Origin of the sequence: Nostoc sp. (genome assembly GCF_036917465.1) — a bacterium.
Taxonomy (GTDB): Bacteria; Cyanobacteriota; Cyanobacteriia; order Cyanobacteriales; family Nostocaceae; genus Nostoc.
Window position 1 is genome coordinate 53,520 of the sequence record NZ_JBALDL010000074.1, and the last position, 18,604, is coordinate 72,123.

Below are 18,604 nucleotides of genomic sequence, written 5' to 3' on the forward strand. Positions count from 1 at the left end.
ATTTTTATCCTCTATGGTGCAAATCAGAAGTGTAAAGCGCCCAGTTGTTGACGAATAGTTGCAATATCTAATGGAAATTGCGAACCATTTCCGTTGGGTGAAGTGTGACCCAATGCCTGTAAATCTGCTTCTACCATTAAGGAAACTAATTCTTCAAAGGTTACTGATGTTTTCCAGCCCAAATTCTGCCGTGCTTTGGTGGCATCACCAATCAGTAATTCTACCTCAGATGGACGGAGGTAACGCTCATCAAACTCTACGTAATCTTGCCAATTGAGATTTACGTAATTAAATGCTAGTTCTAAAAACTCTCGCACTGAGTGGGTTTCACCAGTAGCAATTACGTAATCGTCTGGCTGATCTTTCTGCAACATCAACCACATTGCTTTCACGTAATCCTTTGCATAGCCCCAATCTCGCTTTGCGTCTAAATTACCCATGTAAATCTTTTTCTGCTTACCAGCAACTATACCAGCCACGGCTCTAGTAATTTTGCGGGTTACAAAGGTTTCGCCTCGTCGTGGTGACTCATGGTTAAAAAGTATGCCGTTACAAGCAAACAAATCGTAAGACTCACGATAATTTACAGTTTGCCAGTGGGCGTAAACTTTTGCACAGGCGTAAGGACTACGGGGATAAAAGGGTGTTGTTTCAGTCTGAGGTATTGCTTGTACCAAACCGTACATTTCTGAAGAACCCGCTTGGTAAAATCGCACCTGAATTCCAGTCCGGTGCTGGTAGTCTCGAATTGCTTCCAACAGACGTAGCGTACCCATTCCTACAGCATCCACCGTATATTCTGGTGAATCAAAGCTGACTCTGACATGGGATTGAGCGCCGAGGTTGTAAATCTCTACTGGCTTGACTTCTTCTAAAATGCGTCGCAGCGTCGTACCATCTGTCAAGTCACCGTAGTGAAGAAACAACCGCACCCCGTCTTTGTGGGGGTCTTCGTAAATGTGATCGATGCGGTCTGTATTGAAGGTAGAAGTCCGGCGAATGATGCCATGAACCTCATAACCTTGTTCCAGCAAAAACTCACTCAGATATGAACCATCTTGACCAGTGATACCAGTAATCAACGCTCGCTTCTGTTGCGTCATGCTCAATTATCCCTTATTGTCTTTGATTAAAAAGTTACAGCCAATCTGATACAACCTAGCAGCTAATTGCTAAATTTCCTAATGGTAAACCTACGAGTTCTTGTTGTTATGAGGCTTTTTCACGTAAATAAATATACTTAATAAAAAATACTTTAACACTTAAGTTAAACCTTCAATATAGACAAACATTGTTTAAGTATGTATATTTTTCTTTTACCAGATAGATGAAGATTATTTTTGTGCCTATTGTTTTTTTAGTCAAAATTTCATATATATCTGGTTTTGTGAAGACTGAATAAAATGTTAGATACCTAAGATTAGATTTTTAGGGGCATTAATTGCCCCACAAAATCGGTTCTAAGTATTTACTCAGTATGCACCGTTATTTTTGGGCAGAATAACTACATCAACAGTTTTCAAGATGATCCATAAATCAAGCCAAAAAGTCCTAAATTTGACGTAATGCAGGTCTATTTGGACTCGCCGGGGGTAAGGAATATCATTACGCCCGGATACCTGCCACAAACCAGTAATTCCTGGGCGGATTGTTAAAATTTTATCAATGTAACAACCATATTTTGGCAGTTCTTCTGCTACTAAGGGTCGAGGTCCGACTACACTCATGTCCCCTTTTAAAACGTTCCAGAACTGGGGAAATTCATCCAAGCTAGTAATTCGCAAAAATTGACCAATTTTGGTAATTCGAGGGTCTTGTTTTAGCTTAAAACTGCTTTCAAATTCTTGTCGCAATTCGGGCGATGTTTCCATCATTTGCATGAGGATTTCGTCTGCATTGCTTACCATTGTTCGGAATTTAATACAATTAAACGCTTCGTAATTTTTTCCTACCCGTTCCTGGACATAAAAAATCGGGCCTTCTGAACTGAGACCAATCAGCAAGGACAAGATTAAGTAGACGGGGAAAAACAAAATTAACACCGACAGCGAAAACATTATGTCGAACAGTCGTTTGGCAAACTCTCCGTTTAAGCCCTGAAAAGATAAACCTTTGGGCTTAACTTTTGGCGCCTTTGTTTTTTGACCGCGTTTTAAGAAAGTACGCGTAGACGCTCTAGTGTCTTGCCGTACGCCTCGCTTGCCGGAGAGGAGTGAGCTCTGGGCAGTCATCATACTCCTTAATAATCCACACCACACATAGTCCCAATATTAAAGCCAAAATGATGTGCTTCTGGGGGGAAATTGCCAAAAGCCTAAAAAAATAAGACGTTAACCAAGACCATCATTCTGAAAACGGTCTTTTTCGTTGCATTTGTTTACAAAATCTAGATAACGATCTGCAAAGATTTGCGGTGAAAACTGCGCGGCGTGCGATCGCATATACTCGGAACTGAATGAACCCTCATACATTTCAAACTTTTCTACTGCCTCCACTAAAGCCGCCTCTGTTTGCGTCTTGAAGAATATACCTGTCCCTGTATCCACACAAGAGCGGATATCTCGTACTGTTTCTAAAGCACCTCCTGCACCGTAGGCAATCACTGGCGTGCCGCAGGCTTGTGCCTCCACTAGGGCAATCCCAAAATCTTCACAAGCTGCATATACAAACGCCTTAGCCCTAGACATATATTTTTTTACCACATTATCGGGTTGCCATCCCAGTATTTGGATATTGGAGTTTGCCATCTCGCGGATCTTTTTCATTTCATCTCCTGTACCAATGATTACTAGTGGTCGTTTTAGTTGATTAAAAGCCTTGACAATCAACGATATTTGCTTGTAACTCACTAATCGGGAAACTGTCAGGTAGAAGTCCTCTTTCTCAGACAGAAATGGGAATTCCGCGATATTCACTGGTGGGTAAATGACTGTTGCTTCTCGCCGATAGCAACGCCAAATCCGCCGAGCTGTATGTTGCGAGTTAGCAATGAAGTAATCAACACGATTGGCACTCAATACATCCCACTGACGCAAACGATGTAATAAATATCGCGTCACCCACCCAGGTAAACCACTACCCAGTTTGCTGTAGCGCAGATAGTCAAAAGTCAAGTCCCAGGCATAGCGCATAGGGCTGTGACAGTAGCAAATATGCATCTGTTCGGGAGTGGTAAGGATTCCTTTGGCAACTGCGTGAGATGAAGACAGAATTATGTCATAATCCCGCAGATCAAGTTGTTCAATTGCCAATGGCCACAAAGGCAGGTATTTTTGTATACCGTTGCGAGCAGATGGAAAGTTCTGGAGAAACGTCTTGCCAATCTGACGCTTATATAAATAACTTTCTCTATTGCTAGATTCAAAATCGATCAAAGCATACAAATCAGCATCAATGTGATTCAAAATTTCTCGGACAACGAGTTCGGAACCACCGGTGGCTTTGGGTGTCAGCCACTCATGAACCAGAGCATATTTCAAGGGCACAGCTAAACAATTCAAAATTCAAAATTCAAAATTCAAAATTGAAGATAGTTTTTTTAGACTCCGACTGAAAAGTTTCCCTTTGTGATTAATTAACGGGAAGCGCCCCAGATTAGCACACAAGACGCAATCTTTCTTTCAGAGGTTCCAGATGGATGATAACCTCAGATTGGGCATGGGGCATGGGGCATTAGGTATTATCTCCTCCATCTACCCGACTCCTCACTCCCCACTCCCTACTCTTGTAACAACAACTGATATAGAAAGGGTGAATTTATGCGAATTCTGATTATGGGTGGTACTCGGTTCATTGGTGTCTATTTAACTCAATTACTAGTGGAGCAGGGACATGAGGTGGTGCTGTTCAATCGTGGAAATCGACCAGCACCTTCTTTACAGGGAGTAGGACAAATTATAGGCGATCGCACTGACCCTACCCAATTAAAAGCAAAGTTATCACAAGAAAGCTTTGATGTCATTTTTGACAACAACGCACGGGAACTTACTGATACTCAACCACTGGCAGAAATTTTTCAAGAAGGAGTGCAACATTTTGTGTATATGAGTTCTGCGGGAGTGTATCTCAAATCCGATCAATTGCCCCATATAGAAGGCGATCCGGTAGATCCTAAAAGTCGGCATAAGGGTAAGCATGAAACAGAAGCTTATCTGACTCAATTGGGATTACCTTTTACTTCCATTCGTCCTACTTATATTTACGGGCCTCGTAATTATAATGAGTTGGAAGGCTGGTTTTTTGACAGAATTGTGCGCGATCGCCCCATTCCCATCCCCGGAAATGGGTTGCATATCACTCAGCTAGGGCATGTAAAAGACCTGGCACTAGCAATGACTCAGGTTTTGGGCAATAAACAAGCCATAGGACAGATTTATAATATATCTGGCGATCGCTTTGTCACTTTTGATGGTTTAGCCCGTGCTAGCGCTGTAGCGGCTGGCAAATCACCTGATGCTGTAAAAATCATCCATTATGACCCAAAAAAGTTTAATTTCGGCAAACGCAAAGCTTTTCCGATGCGGGTGCAGCATTTCTTTGCTTCAGTAAATAAAGCGCAAACAGAATTAAACTGGCAGCCTGAATATGATTTGATTTCTGGGTTGCAAGACTCTTTGGAAAATGATTATTTAGCTAATGCAAAAGACAAAGCGGAAGTAGATTTTTCTGTAGATGAGGAGATTTTGCAAGCTGTTTAGAAACAAGATTCCCGATTTTTTACCTAAGTCGGGAATCTCAGCTTTAGGCAAAAGGAAGAGTTTTTTCTTTTACCTGGGGAAGACGCAATTCATCACGTCTTCAGTTTTTACTTGAATTTGATCAGGCAGATGTTTTAAGATATTGCATCAATGCCACTAAAATTACCTTCCGTAAATAGTGTTGTTGATTGATAAAATGGACGAGTTGCAATATCCACTCCACAATGTTCTAGAAGCCCGTGCCCGCTTGGGTGAAGGCCCCATCTGGGATTCTACCCGGAAACTACTGTACTGGGTTGATATCTACAACCATCGGGTGCATCAGTTCAATCCTGCTACGGGGGAAAACGACTTTTTTGATGTGGGAGATGTCGTAGGTGCGATCGCAACAGCAGGTGAAGATAGATTAATTATGTTGCTGCGTCATCACCTGGCATTCCTCAACACCCAGACAGGTGTTGTTACCCCAATTTTAGAAATTGAAGCCAATCTTGCAGATAACCGTCTCAATGATGGTAAATGTGACCCTCAAGGACGTTTCTGGTTTGGTTCAATGTGTTCTCTGGAAAAACCTCAAGCTAGCCTTTATCGCTATGACACTGATGGTTCATTGCATTTAATGGAAACGGGATTGACCATTTCTAATGGTTTGGGGTGGAGTCCCGATCAAAAGACATTTTACTTAACAGATTCTCCTCAGCAAAAAATATATGCTTACGATTTTAATTCAGTAACAGGAAATATTAGTAATCGCCGGATTTTTGTTGATTTAACTCATGAATCCTTCCATCCAGATGGTTTGACAATAGACAGTGAAGGACATATTTGGTCAGCTATGTGGAATGGATGGTGTGTAATTCGTTTCAACCCTAATGGTGAAGAGATATTGCGGATAAAGCTACCTGTGCAATTGCCAACTAGCTGTACTTTTGGAGGCGAGGACTTGCAAACACTTTATATTACAACTGCTTCAGTTGGACTTAGCCAAGCAGAGATCGAAAAAAGTTTCTACTCAGGTGATTTATTTGCTATCCAAACTGATGTTACTGGATTACCTTCTTCCTCTTTTTAAGAGTGGTAATAACAGTCATAAATAATTCGCCATCAACCTCTTTTGATTCTCCTCTCTGTGGCCTCTGCGTCTCTGCGGTTCGTTGAAAATAATAATTTCTGCTTACGGTAGGCTATGCCAACACAACTCATTTAAGATTGCCATAGGAATTTTAAGATAATTAAAATATTATCTATTCTCTCCACAATGCCACTTGCTGTTTTAATTCTCTCATATCTAAATAATCGTTAGCAAAAGCTTTTCGTAAAAGTGGATGAGGAATAAATCGATCGTACTTATGAATTTCTGGTGCTTCTGAAGTACTGAGTAAATCTTCTGAAATAATTCTTTGTTCACACAATGAAGCAATTTCATGATAAAGAGATTTGAATTTATCCTTACCTAATTTAATTGTGAAATAATAAGGATTTAATCCCCCAATACTTGTAATTTCCAACGATTCTCGACAGTAAGAGTTTAATAATCTTTCTAAAGTGCGATAAGCAACCGTACCCATCCAGGGAAAAATATAGCATTTACCTTTTTCTAATTGCAAGATATTTTGTTTATTTAATCCAACCTGCTGCACCAATTGGCGAACTTGATGTAAACGTTGTAAAGCATTTTTTTGCAGATAGGTGTACTCGATATTTTCAAATAGAACCTGTTGCATTCGTTGTAAAACTTTGGTATGAATAGTGCCACCACTTCCACGCCAGTAAATACTAGCTTTACCCTCAGCTTGTTTAACAAAAATAGCTTTCTTTTGAAAGTCAACTTCTACGACTTCCCAACTTCTGCCAGCTAAAGCAAATTGATTCCCAACAGCAGGTGGTGTAACGATACTGCCAATTTCCGTTGTACCTTGCTTAACAATATATTCTTGCTGTTCAGCAAAGACAGCATAAAACTGAAACTTCCTCACAATCCTTTCTCCTGCCAAACCCAGGATTAATTTACCTTGTTCGGTATGTTGAATATGACCAATATCAATTAAATAACGAAGCAATAATTGAAAATCTTCTTTAGAAATAGCTGCAAAGGGTGGTAGACTAAAAATTTGTTTTGCTAGGGCATTAGGTGAAAGTTCTCCTGTTGCTGTTAAAATACTCATTGTTTGGTGGTAAAGCAAACTTAAAGGATATTTAATCGGTCTGATTGGTTCAATCCATTGTTCTTCTAAATACAGTTGAATAATCGCAATAGATTGCAACAGTTGCCAGGGTATTTGTTCAGGTAAAGAAGCTTCTGATAATGGTTTCTCTTCAGCGCAAATAAAACGCATATCGGCAGCTTCGCCTCTTCTGCCACTACGTCCTAAGCGTTGTAAAAAACTAGCTACAGATAAGGGTGATTCTAACTGAATAACTCGCTCTAAATAACCGATATCTATACCTAATTCTAAAGTCAGAGTGGCTGCGGTAACGGCTGGATTGTTGGGTTCGCGCATTGCATTTTCAGCAGCTTGTCGCAAGCTAGCAGATATACTCCCATGATGCACATGATATATATCTGGTAGTCCTTGTTCTGTAGCAATTTGTCGCAAAGATGCAATTATAGATTCAGTGCGCGTGCGATTATTAGCAAATATTAGGCATTTACGAGATTTGCTGAGGTTGAAAATATATTGCTCATAATCTGTTGCTTCTAATTCATCTACTTCATCAGTAATATAAAAATGTTCTACAGCTAATTTTATTTGGCGTTGTATCCCGTCATTTTGCGGTGTAATAACTGGTTTATCTGTTCCTGAACGCAACCAGTCTTCAGCTATTGAGTAATCGCCAAGAGTTGCCGACAAACCAATCCGGCGCGGTTGTTTTTGTGTCAACTTTGCTAAACGTTGTAATTGGCAAATAATTTGACAACCACGTTCGGAACCCATAAAAGCGTGAATTTCATCAATGACGACAAATCTTAAGTCACCAAATAAGCGGAGTAGGTCGTTATTTTTGTTGATTAACAAGCTTTCTAGAGATTCTGGTGTAATTTGTAGAATACCTTGAGGATTCTTTAAAAGTTTGTTTTTTCGAGTTTGAGAAACATCACCGTGCCAATGCCAAACTGGAATATCTGCTTCTTTAAGTAAGTCGTTGAGGCGTTCAAATTGATCGTTAATTAAAGCTTTGATTGGACTAATGTATAATGTGCCTATAGTTTTTGCGGGGTTGGCATGTAATAAAGTCAAAATTGGTAAGAAGGCTGCTTCTGTTTTACCCGCAGCAGTTGCAGCAGTAACTAGTAAATGAGCATCGGTGTCAAATATAACTTGACAAGCGGCAATTTGAACTGGTCGTAATTCAGTCCACTGATGATGATAGATATATTCTCGGATGAAGGGTGCAAGTCTGCTAAAGGCATCGCTCATATTTTTTATGAATAATTAGTAACAGGTAATGAATTCACTAGTAAATGATTACTGATTATTTACTACACAAATAAAGTTGAAATAATATTATATACAGTCCTAAATCATTTATAAAAATAAATTAACCGCAGAGGCGCAGAGAACGCAGAGAGGAATCGGAGATTTTTAGGACTCATTTGGGATTGCTATAACTAAGCGACGCAAGCATTATGTAAAATGTGATGGTCAATTAGATGAATCTCTTAATTAAGTGGCATTTTGGGAAATTTTGTTGATTTTTACTCCTATTGGCTCAAGGCAGATTAAAATCCGTCAGTCAAACTGAAGTAATAGGCACAACTATATAATGAGGCAAAAACCATGAATAAGTATAAGGAAATCTTACGTGTCGTCCTTGCTATCTCTATTATTGTGGTTGGAGTGACACACTTTGTTATTCCAGAACCGTATGTCAAAATTATGCCACCGCAACTTCCTTATCCTTTAGGATTAGTTTATCTCAGTGGCTTTTATGAAATTTTAGGTGGTATCGGCTTATTAGTCCCGCCTGTAAGTGAAGCTGCTGCTTGGGGACTTATTGCTCTTTTTATTGCTGTTTACCCTGCCAATATCAATATGGCGGTTAATCATATTCAACTAGAACATATACCAAATTCACCTTGGGTACACGTAATCAGGCTTCCCTTTCAAGGAGTTTTAATTGCTTGGGCTTGGTGGTACGCTAAATCTTCTGATTGGAAAAAACAAGCTTCTATAATTCCTAAGTCACTCTTTCCCAAAGAATTAAAATTGAAATAAGTGCGTTTTTTATATTTGAATTATGCGTGTTGCAACTTTATTTGGAATAACATTCTCGTTAGCAATCGGTATTGGGGGATTAACCCTGCCGGTGACTCAAGCGGTGCAGCTTAGAGATGGTACAGTCTACTTTGTCCAACCGCCGAAACTTGTGAATGCAACCACTGCTTATAAAGATGTGAATATTTGGGGCGGAACTTACTATTTCACTATCAACCTGCCGGAAAATGCTGGAGAATCCCTTCAGAAGGTAACGATCGCACAAAGAGAGGGAACAGAAAACATCCGCTATCATCTTAATGATACCCGCGCCTTTGTTGGAGAGCGCGATGCCTACGGCGGGCTACGCCTACGCAAAGAATCTCGGCTAACACTAGGCGCAGTTACAAACGAACGCGAGACACGAACCGTTACTGTGAACTTTGAACCGCCTGTAACTCCCGGACAGACAGTGACAATCGCCCTCCGTCCGGTGAGTAATCCCAGCTTTTCTGGTGTCTATTTACTGGGTGTAACTGCGTTTCCTGTGGGTGAGAAATCCCACGGGCAATTTCTCGGCTTTGGACGGTTTCAGTTTTACAGCAATGGAAGTAGCTGGTGGTTTCCATAAGCAGCGCGATCGCAAAAGTTTGGTAAATAGTAGAATTAGTGAGCGTATAAGGAAAGTGTTTTTATGAGCATCCCACTAGTAGAACAGCCCACAGAAGAAAAACTGGTAACTCTCAAGGATGTTTCTTGGGAGCAATTTAAAGGTATCGAAACACAACTTCAGGAAAACCGCAATGTCAGACTATCTTATTTGTCAGGAATTTTAGAAATTATGTCCCCAATTGGAGATAAACATGAGAAAGTAAAAAGTACTGTTGGCTTGCTACTAGAAGCTTACATGAAAGAGTTGGGTATCCGGTTTTATAGACGTGGTGGTTTCACTTTGGAAGAACCTGGCTATGCTTCTGGTACGCCAGATGAATCTTACAGCATTGGCACAGAAAAAGAAGTTCCTGACATTGTGATTGAAATTATCGTCACCAGTGGAACCATTAACAGGAAGGAGTTATACAAACCTAAAAAAGTGCCTGAAGTCTGGTTTTGGAAATCTAACTCTATCAAAATATTCCGTCTTAACGAACAGGGCGAGTATGAACAAGTAGATCGGAGTGGGTTTTTTGCAGATTTAGATCCAGCTTTGCTGCTCAATTATATCGCTATGCCTGACCAGTACCATGCTGTTGTTGAATTTGAGCAGGTAATCCGAAATCAATAAATATTTATTCCCAAATTATTTGTAAATTTAAAATAAATCCTGGTAAAACATCTTCTCCTGATAATTCTTGGGGAGATGCTAATATTTTTACTGGTTTCCCAATCCGATAGATTTCTACCTGATACATTTTCGGATTAATTAACCAACCTAATTTAACTTCGTTATCAATATATTCCTGCATTTTCGCTTGCGTTTCTCGCAAACTATCGCTTGGTGACATTAACTCTAAAACAAAATCTGGTGCGATCGGTGGAAACTTTTCTTGTTCTTCGGGTGTGAGTGCATTCCATCTCTCTTTTCTTATCCAAGCGACATCAGGAGAACGGTTTGCACCATTGGGAAGTTTAAAGCAGGTGGAAGAATCGAAGCCAACTCCTAGTTGAGTTTGGCGATTCCAAATCACAAAATCTGCCGCCATTTCAAAATTACGATTTCCAGTTTCTCCGCCTGTAGGTGGCATTATTAATAGTTTTCCTTCTGCATTCCTTTCAAATTTGACTTCAGGGTTTTGCCGACAGAGTTGATAAAACTGGTTATCGGTGAGTTGGATGATGGGGTTTAAGTTGATTGTGATAGCTGTCATGGGGGTTATCTTGAGGATGACATCAACTTTAGCTAAATTGTAAGCAATTATGAGTCAGAATATTGACGCAGCTAAAATTTATATTATTATTCCGACTCTTAATGAAGCAGGGAATATTAAAGAAGCCATTGCTACTACTCAACCTAATACAAATATAGAAGTAATCATAGTAGATGGTGGCTCTAAAGATGACACCATAGAAATAGCTAAGTCTTTAAATGTCAAAGTTATCTCATCATCTCCCAGTCGCGCTGTGCAAATGAATACGGGTGCGATAGCGGCTACAGGAGAGATTCTGCTATTTCTTCATGCAGATACCCGTTTACCGATTGGGTTTGATGAGATGATTCGCACAGCGCTACAACAACCTGGGATTGTGGCTGGTGCATTTAAATTGCGGATTGATGCATCACTTTTAAGTTTAAGATGGGTGGAGTTGGGTGTAAATTTGCGATCGCATTTTTGCCAAATGCCCTACGGCGACCAAGCAATTTTTTTAACTAAGGAAGTATTTCAGCAAATTGGTGGTTTTCCCGAATTGCCTATCATGGAAGACTTTGAACTCATCCGTCGCTTAAAACCCATTGGACGCATTGTAATTATCCCTACACCAGTTCTGACTTCAGCCCGTAGATGGTTGCAAAAGGGAGTATTCAAAACTACACTACTTAATCAAATAGTAATTATTGCTTATTTACTCGGCGTTTCACCTGAGCGAATTCGTAGTTGGTATCGCCGAGAAAAATTTAAGAGAATTTAAGCTGTTTCTCATATCAGTAGTACATCTTAGAGGATGTTTGAAAAGTCCTCTTTTCGGTATCAAAAGTTTTAGATCCCTCTAAATCTCTCGATAAATTGGGAGACTTTGATTCCGGTTCCCCCCTTTTTTAGGGGGGTTAGGGGGGATCTAAAAGTGCCTAAAATCACAGCAAAACACTTTTCAAACAACCTCTTAGTTGGAGTAGATTCGAGATGTAAGTTTCAACATTGAGCCTCAGAAGGTGAACATTGAGCCTCAGAAGGTGAACATTAAGCCTCAGAAGGTGAACATTGAGCCTCAAAAGGTGAACATTGAGCCTCAGAAGGTGAACATTGAGCCTCAAAAGGTGAACATTGAGCCTCAGAAGGTGAACATCGAGCCTCAGAAGGTGAACATTGAGCTTCAGAAGGTGAACATCGAGCTTCAGAAGGTGAACATTGAGCCTCAGAAGGTCAAACTTATAATAATGAAGAAGCGTTTATTAAGTTCCAAACTCAAACTACTACTCTTAAGTTGCCTAATTCTCACTTTAATAGTTGCTGCTAAACAGTTAAACTTTCAAGGACTTTTACAGACATCAATCATTTGGGTTGAGAGTCTTGGAGTTTTCGGGCCTATAGCCTACATAGTCATTTACAACTTAGCAACATTATTATTTATACCGGGTTCCCTTCTAACGATCAAAGGTGGTTTTCTATTTGGAGTATTTTGGGGGTCAATATATGTGCTAATTGCTGCAATAGTAGGAGCAACCTTAGCTTTTCTCGTTGGACGCTACCTTTCACGCGATTGGGTTTCTCGACAAATAAAAAAACATCCTAAATTTAAAGCAATTGATTTAGCAGTTGCTAAAGAGGGATGGAAAATTGTCTTGCTAACTCGTCTCTCTCCCCTTTTTCCCTTCAATTTATTAAATTATGCTTTCGGGGTAACACAAGTTTCTCTCAAAGACTATATATTGGGTTCCTTTGGCATTATTCCCGGTACTGTGATGTACGTTTATATTGGTTCGTTAGCTGGTAATCTAGTCATGATTAACACATCTCATCAACCAATTACTCCAGAAACTCAAGTCTGGCAATGGGTAATGCGAATAGTTGGGTTGATTGCTACCGTTGCCGTGACTGTCTATATTACAAAAGTTGCCCAAAAAGCATTAGCCCAAAGTGTAGCAATCCAAGAAATAACAATCCATGACAAAACTAACAATCATCCAGATATTTAAAAGTATTAATGTCAGAAACTTGCAGAAATTTTTTAGTTTAAGTGCATTAATATTACTAATATTGATCGGCGGTTTTTCATTAAATACAAACTCGGCTTTAGCACAAGAGTCTATAAATCTAAATTCTTTCAATCCCCAAGCTATTTTACGCGAAGCCTTGGAGTGGATTGATAGCCTGGGTGCGTTGGGAGCCACAGCTTTTATTGCCCTTTATATTATCGCTACTGTCGCTTTTTTCCCTGGTTCTATTCTCACCTTGGGAGCGGGTGTAATTTTTGGTGCAGTTTGGGGTTCTCTCTACGTATTTGTCGGTGCAACCCTTGGCGCTACTGCTGCCTTCCTTGTGGGACGTTATTTAGCAAGGGGCTGGGTTGCTAGTAAAATTGCAGATAATAAAAAATTTGCCGCTATTGACCAAGCAGTTGGTAGAGAAGGATTAAAAATTGTCTTGTTAACGCGACTGTCCCCGATATTTCCTTTCAACTTGTTAAATTATGCCTTTGGCATCACGGGAGTTTCACTGAAAGATTACTTCATCGGCTCTGTAGGTATGATTCCTGGAACCATTATGTACGTTTATATTGGTTCCCTTGCAGGTAATTTAGCCATGATTGGTACTGAAGCTCAACCTACCAACCCAAATTTACAATGGGCAATTCGGATTTTGGGTTTGATTGCGACAGTTGCCGTTACAGTTTATGTCACCCGGATTGCACGCAAAGCTTTAGAAGAGGAATTGTAGGTACTCTAGTAAGTAAGTGGGTCAAATTAAATATAAAACCTCACCCTCCCTCCGGCTTTCCTCTCCTTAAGGATTTCGAAGAAATAAGTTATCCCAAAAAACGAATCACAGAGACAAGGTAGCGCGGTCTTGGGGGTTTCCCCCAAGACCGACTGTCGCGCAGAGAACACAGACCGAGAGAGGAGAGATTAAGAGGATTTTTGTGTCAGTTTTGGAATATTTTTTTATTTGGAAGTCCCTTAGTAAGGCTACGGTGTACACACAAGTTATCGAATTACCCCACCCTAACCCTCCCCTTGGAAAGGGGAGGGAACTAGATTTTCTTATTTCTATATGCCGACTGGTGTCGGAAAAACGTTTACCTCCTTGGAAAGCTAGATTTTCTTGTTTCCCCCCTTGGAAAGGGGGGATTAAGGGGGGTAAAACCCGGATATCAAAGTAGCTCCGATTTGTGTGTACACTGTAGCCTTAGTAAGGAGAGGGATTGAGGGTGAGGTTTGATCTTATATTTAATTACGCCTACCTACTTGGTGTCGTTTATTCAACAGCAATTGCTGTAAATTCTCGATTGTTGAAACGTTTATACAAGAAAACTTTAATCGTATCTGTCAATTCCCAAACGGACAAAACAACTCAAAGGCTGTATTTATTATTAAACAAACATAAAAAACAATAGACTGAGCCACCTAAATTTATCAGGATTTTTAATTTTCAATTCCCCAAAAGGTAGTTGACTTTAGTATTTTCAATTCTTAAAAGAGGTTTCGCCAATGACCAATTCAGATTTAGAGAGAGTCACAGTTCGCCCAACGGATGAGTATAACCAAAAGTTGTTGTCTTACGTCCATCCGCCAAACTGGGTTAATCCTCAACCGGCAGATGTTTACGATTTGGTAGTAATTGGGGCTGGTACGGCGGGATTAGTGGTGGCGGCGGGGGCGGCGGGTTTGGATTTGGGTTTAAAAGTGGCGTTAATTGAAAAGCATCTCATGGGTGGAGATTGTTTAAATGTTGGTTGCGTACCATCTAAAACTATTATTCGGTCTGCCCGCGTCGTTGGCGAAATCTGGGATGCTAAAGAATTGGGAGTTAATATTCCCCAACATAATATTGATGTTGATTTTCCCAAAGTTATGGCAAGGATGCGGCGGGTAAGAGCTGATATTAGTCATAATGACTCGGCGGAACGATTTCAAAAGTTGGGTGTCGATGTCTTTTTGGGTAGCGGTCGATTTGCAAGTAAAAATACCGTGGAAGTTGGCGACAAAACCCTCCGGTTTAAAAAAGCTGTAATTGCGACTGGCGCAAGAGCCGCACAACTTTCGATTCCAGGAATTGAAAAGGCGGGTTATCTAACTAATGAGACGGTTTTTTCTCTAATTCAAAGACCGGAACGTTTGGCGGTGATTGGTGGCGGCCCCATTGGTTGCGAATTGGCGCAAGCTTTCCGGCGTTTGGGTTCTGAGGTAGTACTTTTCCATAGCGGTTCTCATCTTCTGAATAAAGAAGATGCTGAAGCTGCTGAAATTCTCCAAAAGGTTTTGATTAGGGAAGGAATTCGCGTAGTGTTGAATTCCAAATTAGAAGAAGTGGTAACTGTGACTGAAGGGAAACGGCTTTACTTTTCTTCCAATAGTCATCGAGATTCGGTGACAGTAGATGAAATTTTAGTCGGTGCGGGGCGATCGCCAAATGTGGAAGGTTTAAATTTAGAATCAGTGGGGGTGGAATACGACAAAAGTCAAGGTGTGAAGGTAAATGATTATCTCCAGACGACGAATTCCCAAATTTATGCAGCTGGCGATATCTGCATGAACTGGAAATTTACCCATGCTGCGGATGCTGCGGCGCGGATTGTGATTAAAAATACGCTGTTTTCTCCTTTTGGTTTAGGACGCTCGAAACTTAGTAGTCTGGTGATGCCGTGGGTAACTTATACTGACCCAGAAATTGCCCACGTAGGGATGTCCGAACACGAGGCGCAAAAATTGGGTATTGAGGTGACAACAATCAAAATACCTTTTAGTAGTGTAGACCGAGCGATCGCAGATGGTGAAGAGGCAGGATTTCTCAAAATCCACCATAAAAAGGGGTCTGATGAAATAATCGGTGCAACTATTGTCGCCAGTCACGCGGGTGAGATGATTTCACAAGTGACTACAGCAATGGTAAATAAGATCGGTTTGAGTAAATTAAGCAGTGTAATTCATCCTTATCCCACTCAAGCCGAAGCTATTAAAAAAGCGGCTGATGCTTATCGTCGAACACTATTAACAGCAAATACCAAAAAATTGTTGGGATTTTTGACAAAGTTATCTTGATCAAAATCAGTGAATAGTTGTCTGACTGTTCACTGATATAGCGTTTCCTAATCACATGAGACACATCATAGCCCCCTCATCGCTTGCGGGGAGCGGGTTGGGGTTCTTGTACCTCACTCAACTGAGAACCGCTATAACTGTTATGTCACATTATCTCTAAACAGGTCGGAAGCGTTTAATCGCACCTCCTGTCAAGTCTGCGTAGTACAGATTACCATCGTCTTCAGTGGTAATTTGTACAGGCACTCCTAGATTAGGTGTGTCTTCTTCGGAAGCAAACCGATTAACTGAGACAAGTGTGCCGTTACTATCAAACTTCAAAGCATCGATAGTTCCTTGACTGAAATCACCAACGAATAAGGCATTTTCATAGATTGAAGGGAAAGCATTGCCTGTGTAAAAGTCACCCATAGTAATCGCATTAGCCCCATCATGCTTGTAAGTGTAAGCTGGTTTTGTAACAGTTTTGCCACTATTATAAAAGTCTTGCGCTGCATCTAGGGTAGAGTATTGTGGTTGTTTCAAGTTAACGATATTGCCGTTGTCATCAAGGCCACCTTCATAAAATGGCCAGCCAAAGTTTGCTCCTGGTTTTCCAATATTCACCTCTTCATAACTACCGAAGCCAACATCACCAATATAGGGGGTATTGGTTTCCTTATCAATTGTGAAGCGGAAAGGGTTACGCAAACCAGAATTATAGACTTTGGAAATATTGCTATTAGGATCGCCATTATAAAAAGGATTAGTTGATAAGCCTTGACCAGTAATGGCATCAATATGTAGAACCTTACCCGACAGGTTATTCAGATCCTGGGCGCGAATTGCTCGCGGATCTATCCCATTGTAGGAAGTGCCATCTCCAAAACTCACAAACAGAGTACCATCAGTACCAAACCGCACAGCACCAACTGAGTGAGATTCACTATCATTAGCTATATAATTCTCGACATTTTGGACTTTATCGAGATTATTGACATAATCCTGCAAGCTAGTAAACGGCTTACCAGTATCTTTGTTGAGAATTCCTGATGGTGCATAGCCAAGTGTGACATCTGTGCTATTTCCATCTAGATGGCTGATATTATCCCAAGTGCCATTAGTACCTAGCATCACAAATTCGCTGCCAGCAATAGCAGTAGTGTAATTAGTGTTGGGATCAGCTTCCACGCGAGTAAGCCGTGCAGTCCTATTGCCGAGTTGATCGCGATCGTCCAAGGTGGTATTGGGATTGTTCTTAGGATTGTTTGGATCGGTTTCTGGTGGATCGTAGGTATACAAGAGGTAAACGTAGTTGTTGCCGTTGGGATTTTTGCCAAAATCTGGATGTACGGCAATGCCTAATAAACCGCGATCGCGTGTATCATTGACTTCTCCAGAAATATCGATAAATGGTGTATCTAATAAAGTACCCTTGTTTAAGACTCGCACTACCCCATCTTTCTGGGCAACGAACATGGTCTTACCGTCAGATGTCGAGTCAAAAGCTGTGGGTTCAATTAAACCAGAAGCTATTGTATCTACAGTAAATTTCCCAGAGTCATTATCGTAAATAGTGATGGTTGTCTGTTGAGTATCTAGTTCCACTCCGACTGCGTTACTAAAATTCAAAGTAAATGTTTCATTTTCTTCCCCAACGTTATTATCAATAATCGGGATAACAATAGTCTTGCTGGTTTGTCCTACTGTAAAGGTCAAGGTTCCAGATACAGCCTGGTAGTCAGATCCTGCTTTAGCACTCCCATCCACGGTTATGTAGTCAACACTAGCAGCACTTTCACCGTTACCGCGCATAACTGTCAGCGTAGCAGTACCATCGTCCTCATTAACTACTGGCTGAGTGAAATTGAGACTAGAGCGATCGTTATCTTGAATCATAATTCCCAGAGTTCTTTGCAGTCCTAGTGTTGCCCCTTCTGGCTGATCGATGACAAAATTAAAAGTTTCATCAGTTTCTCCTAAAAAATCGTCATTGATCGAAAGAGATATCTGTTTACTCCTTTCCCCTGGTGCAAAAATAACTGTTCCGGCGGTTTCAATGCCTTCATTTCCGTAGTCAACCCCTGCTGTAGCAGTACCAGCTATAGTTGCATACTTAATTGAAGATGTGCCGCTTAAATCACCACTTCTGAGCAAAGTTATGCTTACACTACCAACGCCTTCGTTTACAGTTGTGGCAGATGATCCCAAGGTGATAGTGGCTAGAAACTCTGGTGAATACAGTTGGGATTGGGGAATGATTTGCTTGGTCTGAGAGGCACTTGACCAAGACAGTTGGGAAACGGCACTGTAGCTATTTTCATAATATTCCAGTTTAATATCGTACTTCTGACCTGCAACTAGTGCGATCGCGCCACTATATTCGGTAGCAGATTGATCGACAAACTGATTGATAATTTGTTGACCATTCACCGACAGTCGCACACCATCATCGGTAGTGGTGTAGAAGTTATAAGTCTCGCTGTACTTGGCTTCTACCTGACCTGTCCAACGGGCTGAGAAGGTATCCACACCTACGGTAGGATCTGGAGAACCATAGTCCCAGTTGAAGTTTACTGTCGGATCTGTGCGAGTTACCTTCAGGTTTGAAAAGTCGATGTTATCGTAGTACTCGGCTTTTAGCCCGTTGCCATTACTAACAGCTGTATCCGCCTGACTATAAAGTTGGGATTGGGGAATGATTTGCTTGGTCTGAGAGTTACTTGACCAAGACAGTTGGGAAACGGCACTGTAGCTATTTTCATAATATTCCAGTTTAATATCGTACTTCTGACCTGCAACTAGTGCGATCGCGC

Annotated in this window: 15 protein-coding genes; 9 read left to right on the plus strand and 6 right to left on the minus strand. The window is 40.8% G+C overall.

The window, feature by feature from the left end:
• Nucleotides 1-23 precede the first annotated feature (23 nt).
• The 3 genes from gmd to V7K38_RS17875 form a co-directional block, all read right to left on the minus strand.
• Nucleotides 24-1,103, minus strand: coding sequence for a GDP-mannose 4,6-dehydratase (gene gmd, locus V7K38_RS17865; RefSeq protein ID WP_334859732.1), 1,080 nt, complete (start codon nt 1,101-1,103; stop codon nt 24-26).
• Nucleotides 1,104-1,472: 369 nt separating this feature from the next.
• Nucleotides 1,473-2,231: a sugar transferase gene (locus V7K38_RS17870; RefSeq protein ID WP_334859748.1), complete on the minus strand. Its 759-nt coding sequence runs from the start codon at nt 2,229-2,231 to the stop codon at nt 1,473-1,475.
• Between the two features lie 99 nt (nt 2,232-2,330).
• A complete protein-coding gene (locus V7K38_RS17875; protein ID WP_334859733.1) occupies nt 2,331-3,485 on the minus strand; it encodes a glycosyltransferase in 1,155 nt (384 codons plus the stop codon).
• Between the two features lie 273 nt (nt 3,486-3,758).
• On the opposite strand from V7K38_RS17875, the gene V7K38_RS17880 reads away from it, so the two are divergent.
• Together V7K38_RS17880 and V7K38_RS17885 are read left to right on the plus strand one after the other, a co-directional pair.
• Nucleotides 3,759-4,697, plus strand: coding sequence for an NAD-dependent epimerase/dehydratase family protein (locus V7K38_RS17880; RefSeq protein ID WP_334859734.1), 939 nt, complete (start codon nt 3,759-3,761; stop codon nt 4,695-4,697).
• A 196-nt stretch (nt 4,698-4,893) separates the two neighbouring features.
• Nucleotides 4,894-5,769 carry an SMP-30/gluconolactonase/LRE family protein gene (locus tag V7K38_RS17885; RefSeq protein ID WP_334859735.1) on the plus strand — a complete coding sequence of 292 codons (876 nt, stop codon included), beginning with the start codon at nt 4,894-4,896 and terminating at the stop codon, nt 5,767-5,769.
• A gap of 172 nt (nt 5,770-5,941) precedes the next feature.
• Here the strand turns inward: V7K38_RS17885 and V7K38_RS17890 are convergent, their stop codons facing one another.
• Entirely contained in the window at nt 5,942-8,116 is a 2,175-nt protein-coding gene (locus tag V7K38_RS17890) for a DEAD/DEAH box helicase (RefSeq protein ID WP_334859736.1), read from the minus strand.
• Nucleotides 8,117-8,476: 360 nt separating this feature from the next.
• On the opposite strand from V7K38_RS17890, the gene V7K38_RS17895 reads away from it, so the two are divergent.
• From V7K38_RS17895 to V7K38_RS17905, 3 genes are all read left to right on the plus strand, one after another.
• Nucleotides 8,477-8,914, plus strand: coding sequence for a DoxX family protein (locus V7K38_RS17895; RefSeq protein WP_334859737.1), 438 nt, complete (start codon nt 8,477-8,479; stop codon nt 8,912-8,914).
• Nucleotides 8,915-8,936: 22 nt separating this feature from the next.
• A complete protein-coding gene (locus tag V7K38_RS17900; RefSeq protein ID WP_334859738.1) occupies nt 8,937-9,524 on the plus strand; it encodes a DUF2808 domain-containing protein in 588 nt (195 codons plus the stop codon).
• Between the two features lie 63 nt (nt 9,525-9,587).
• The gene (locus V7K38_RS17905; RefSeq protein WP_334859739.1) at nt 9,588-10,178 is read left to right on the plus strand and encodes a Uma2 family endonuclease; all 591 of its coding nucleotides are present in this window, start codon (nt 9,588-9,590) and stop codon (nt 10,176-10,178) included.
• 4 nt (nt 10,179-10,182) lie between these two features.
• Here V7K38_RS17905 and V7K38_RS17910 read toward each other — a convergent pair whose 3' ends face one another.
• Nucleotides 10,183-10,761, minus strand: a complete 579-nt coding sequence (locus V7K38_RS17910; protein ID WP_334859740.1) for a Uma2 family endonuclease — start codon at nt 10,759-10,761, stop codon at nt 10,183-10,185.
• Nucleotides 10,762-10,810: 49 nt separating this feature from the next.
• Here V7K38_RS17910 and V7K38_RS17915 point away from each other — a divergent pair, with 49 nt between their 5' ends.
• The 4 genes from V7K38_RS17915 (at nt 10,811) to V7K38_RS17930 (ending at nt 15,809) form a co-directional block, all read left to right on the plus strand.
• Nucleotides 10,811-11,521 carry a TIGR04283 family arsenosugar biosynthesis glycosyltransferase gene (locus tag V7K38_RS17915; RefSeq protein ID WP_334859741.1) on the plus strand — a complete coding sequence of 237 codons (711 nt, stop codon included), beginning with the start codon at nt 10,811-10,813 and terminating at the stop codon, nt 11,519-11,521.
• A gap of 466 nt (nt 11,522-11,987) precedes the next feature.
• Nucleotides 11,988-12,746, plus strand: coding sequence for a TVP38/TMEM64 family protein (locus tag V7K38_RS17920; protein WP_334859750.1), 759 nt, complete (start codon nt 11,988-11,990; stop codon nt 12,744-12,746).
• Nucleotides 12,715-13,488 carry a TVP38/TMEM64 family protein gene (locus V7K38_RS17925; protein WP_334859742.1) on the plus strand — a complete coding sequence of 258 codons (774 nt, stop codon included), beginning with the start codon at nt 12,715-12,717 and terminating at the stop codon, nt 13,486-13,488. Before V7K38_RS17920 ends, V7K38_RS17925 begins: the two co-directional genes overlap by 32 nt.
• 770 nt (nt 13,489-14,258) lie before the next feature.
• A complete protein-coding gene (locus tag V7K38_RS17930) occupies nt 14,259-15,809 on the plus strand; it encodes a mercuric reductase (protein WP_334859744.1) in 1,551 nt (516 codons plus the stop codon).
• Between the two features lie 156 nt (nt 15,810-15,965).
• Here the strand turns inward: V7K38_RS17930 and V7K38_RS17935 are convergent.
• Nucleotides 15,966-18,604 (minus strand): Calx-beta domain-containing protein (locus V7K38_RS17935; RefSeq protein ID WP_334859745.1); only part of this gene is annotated, 2,639 nt, incomplete at its 5' end.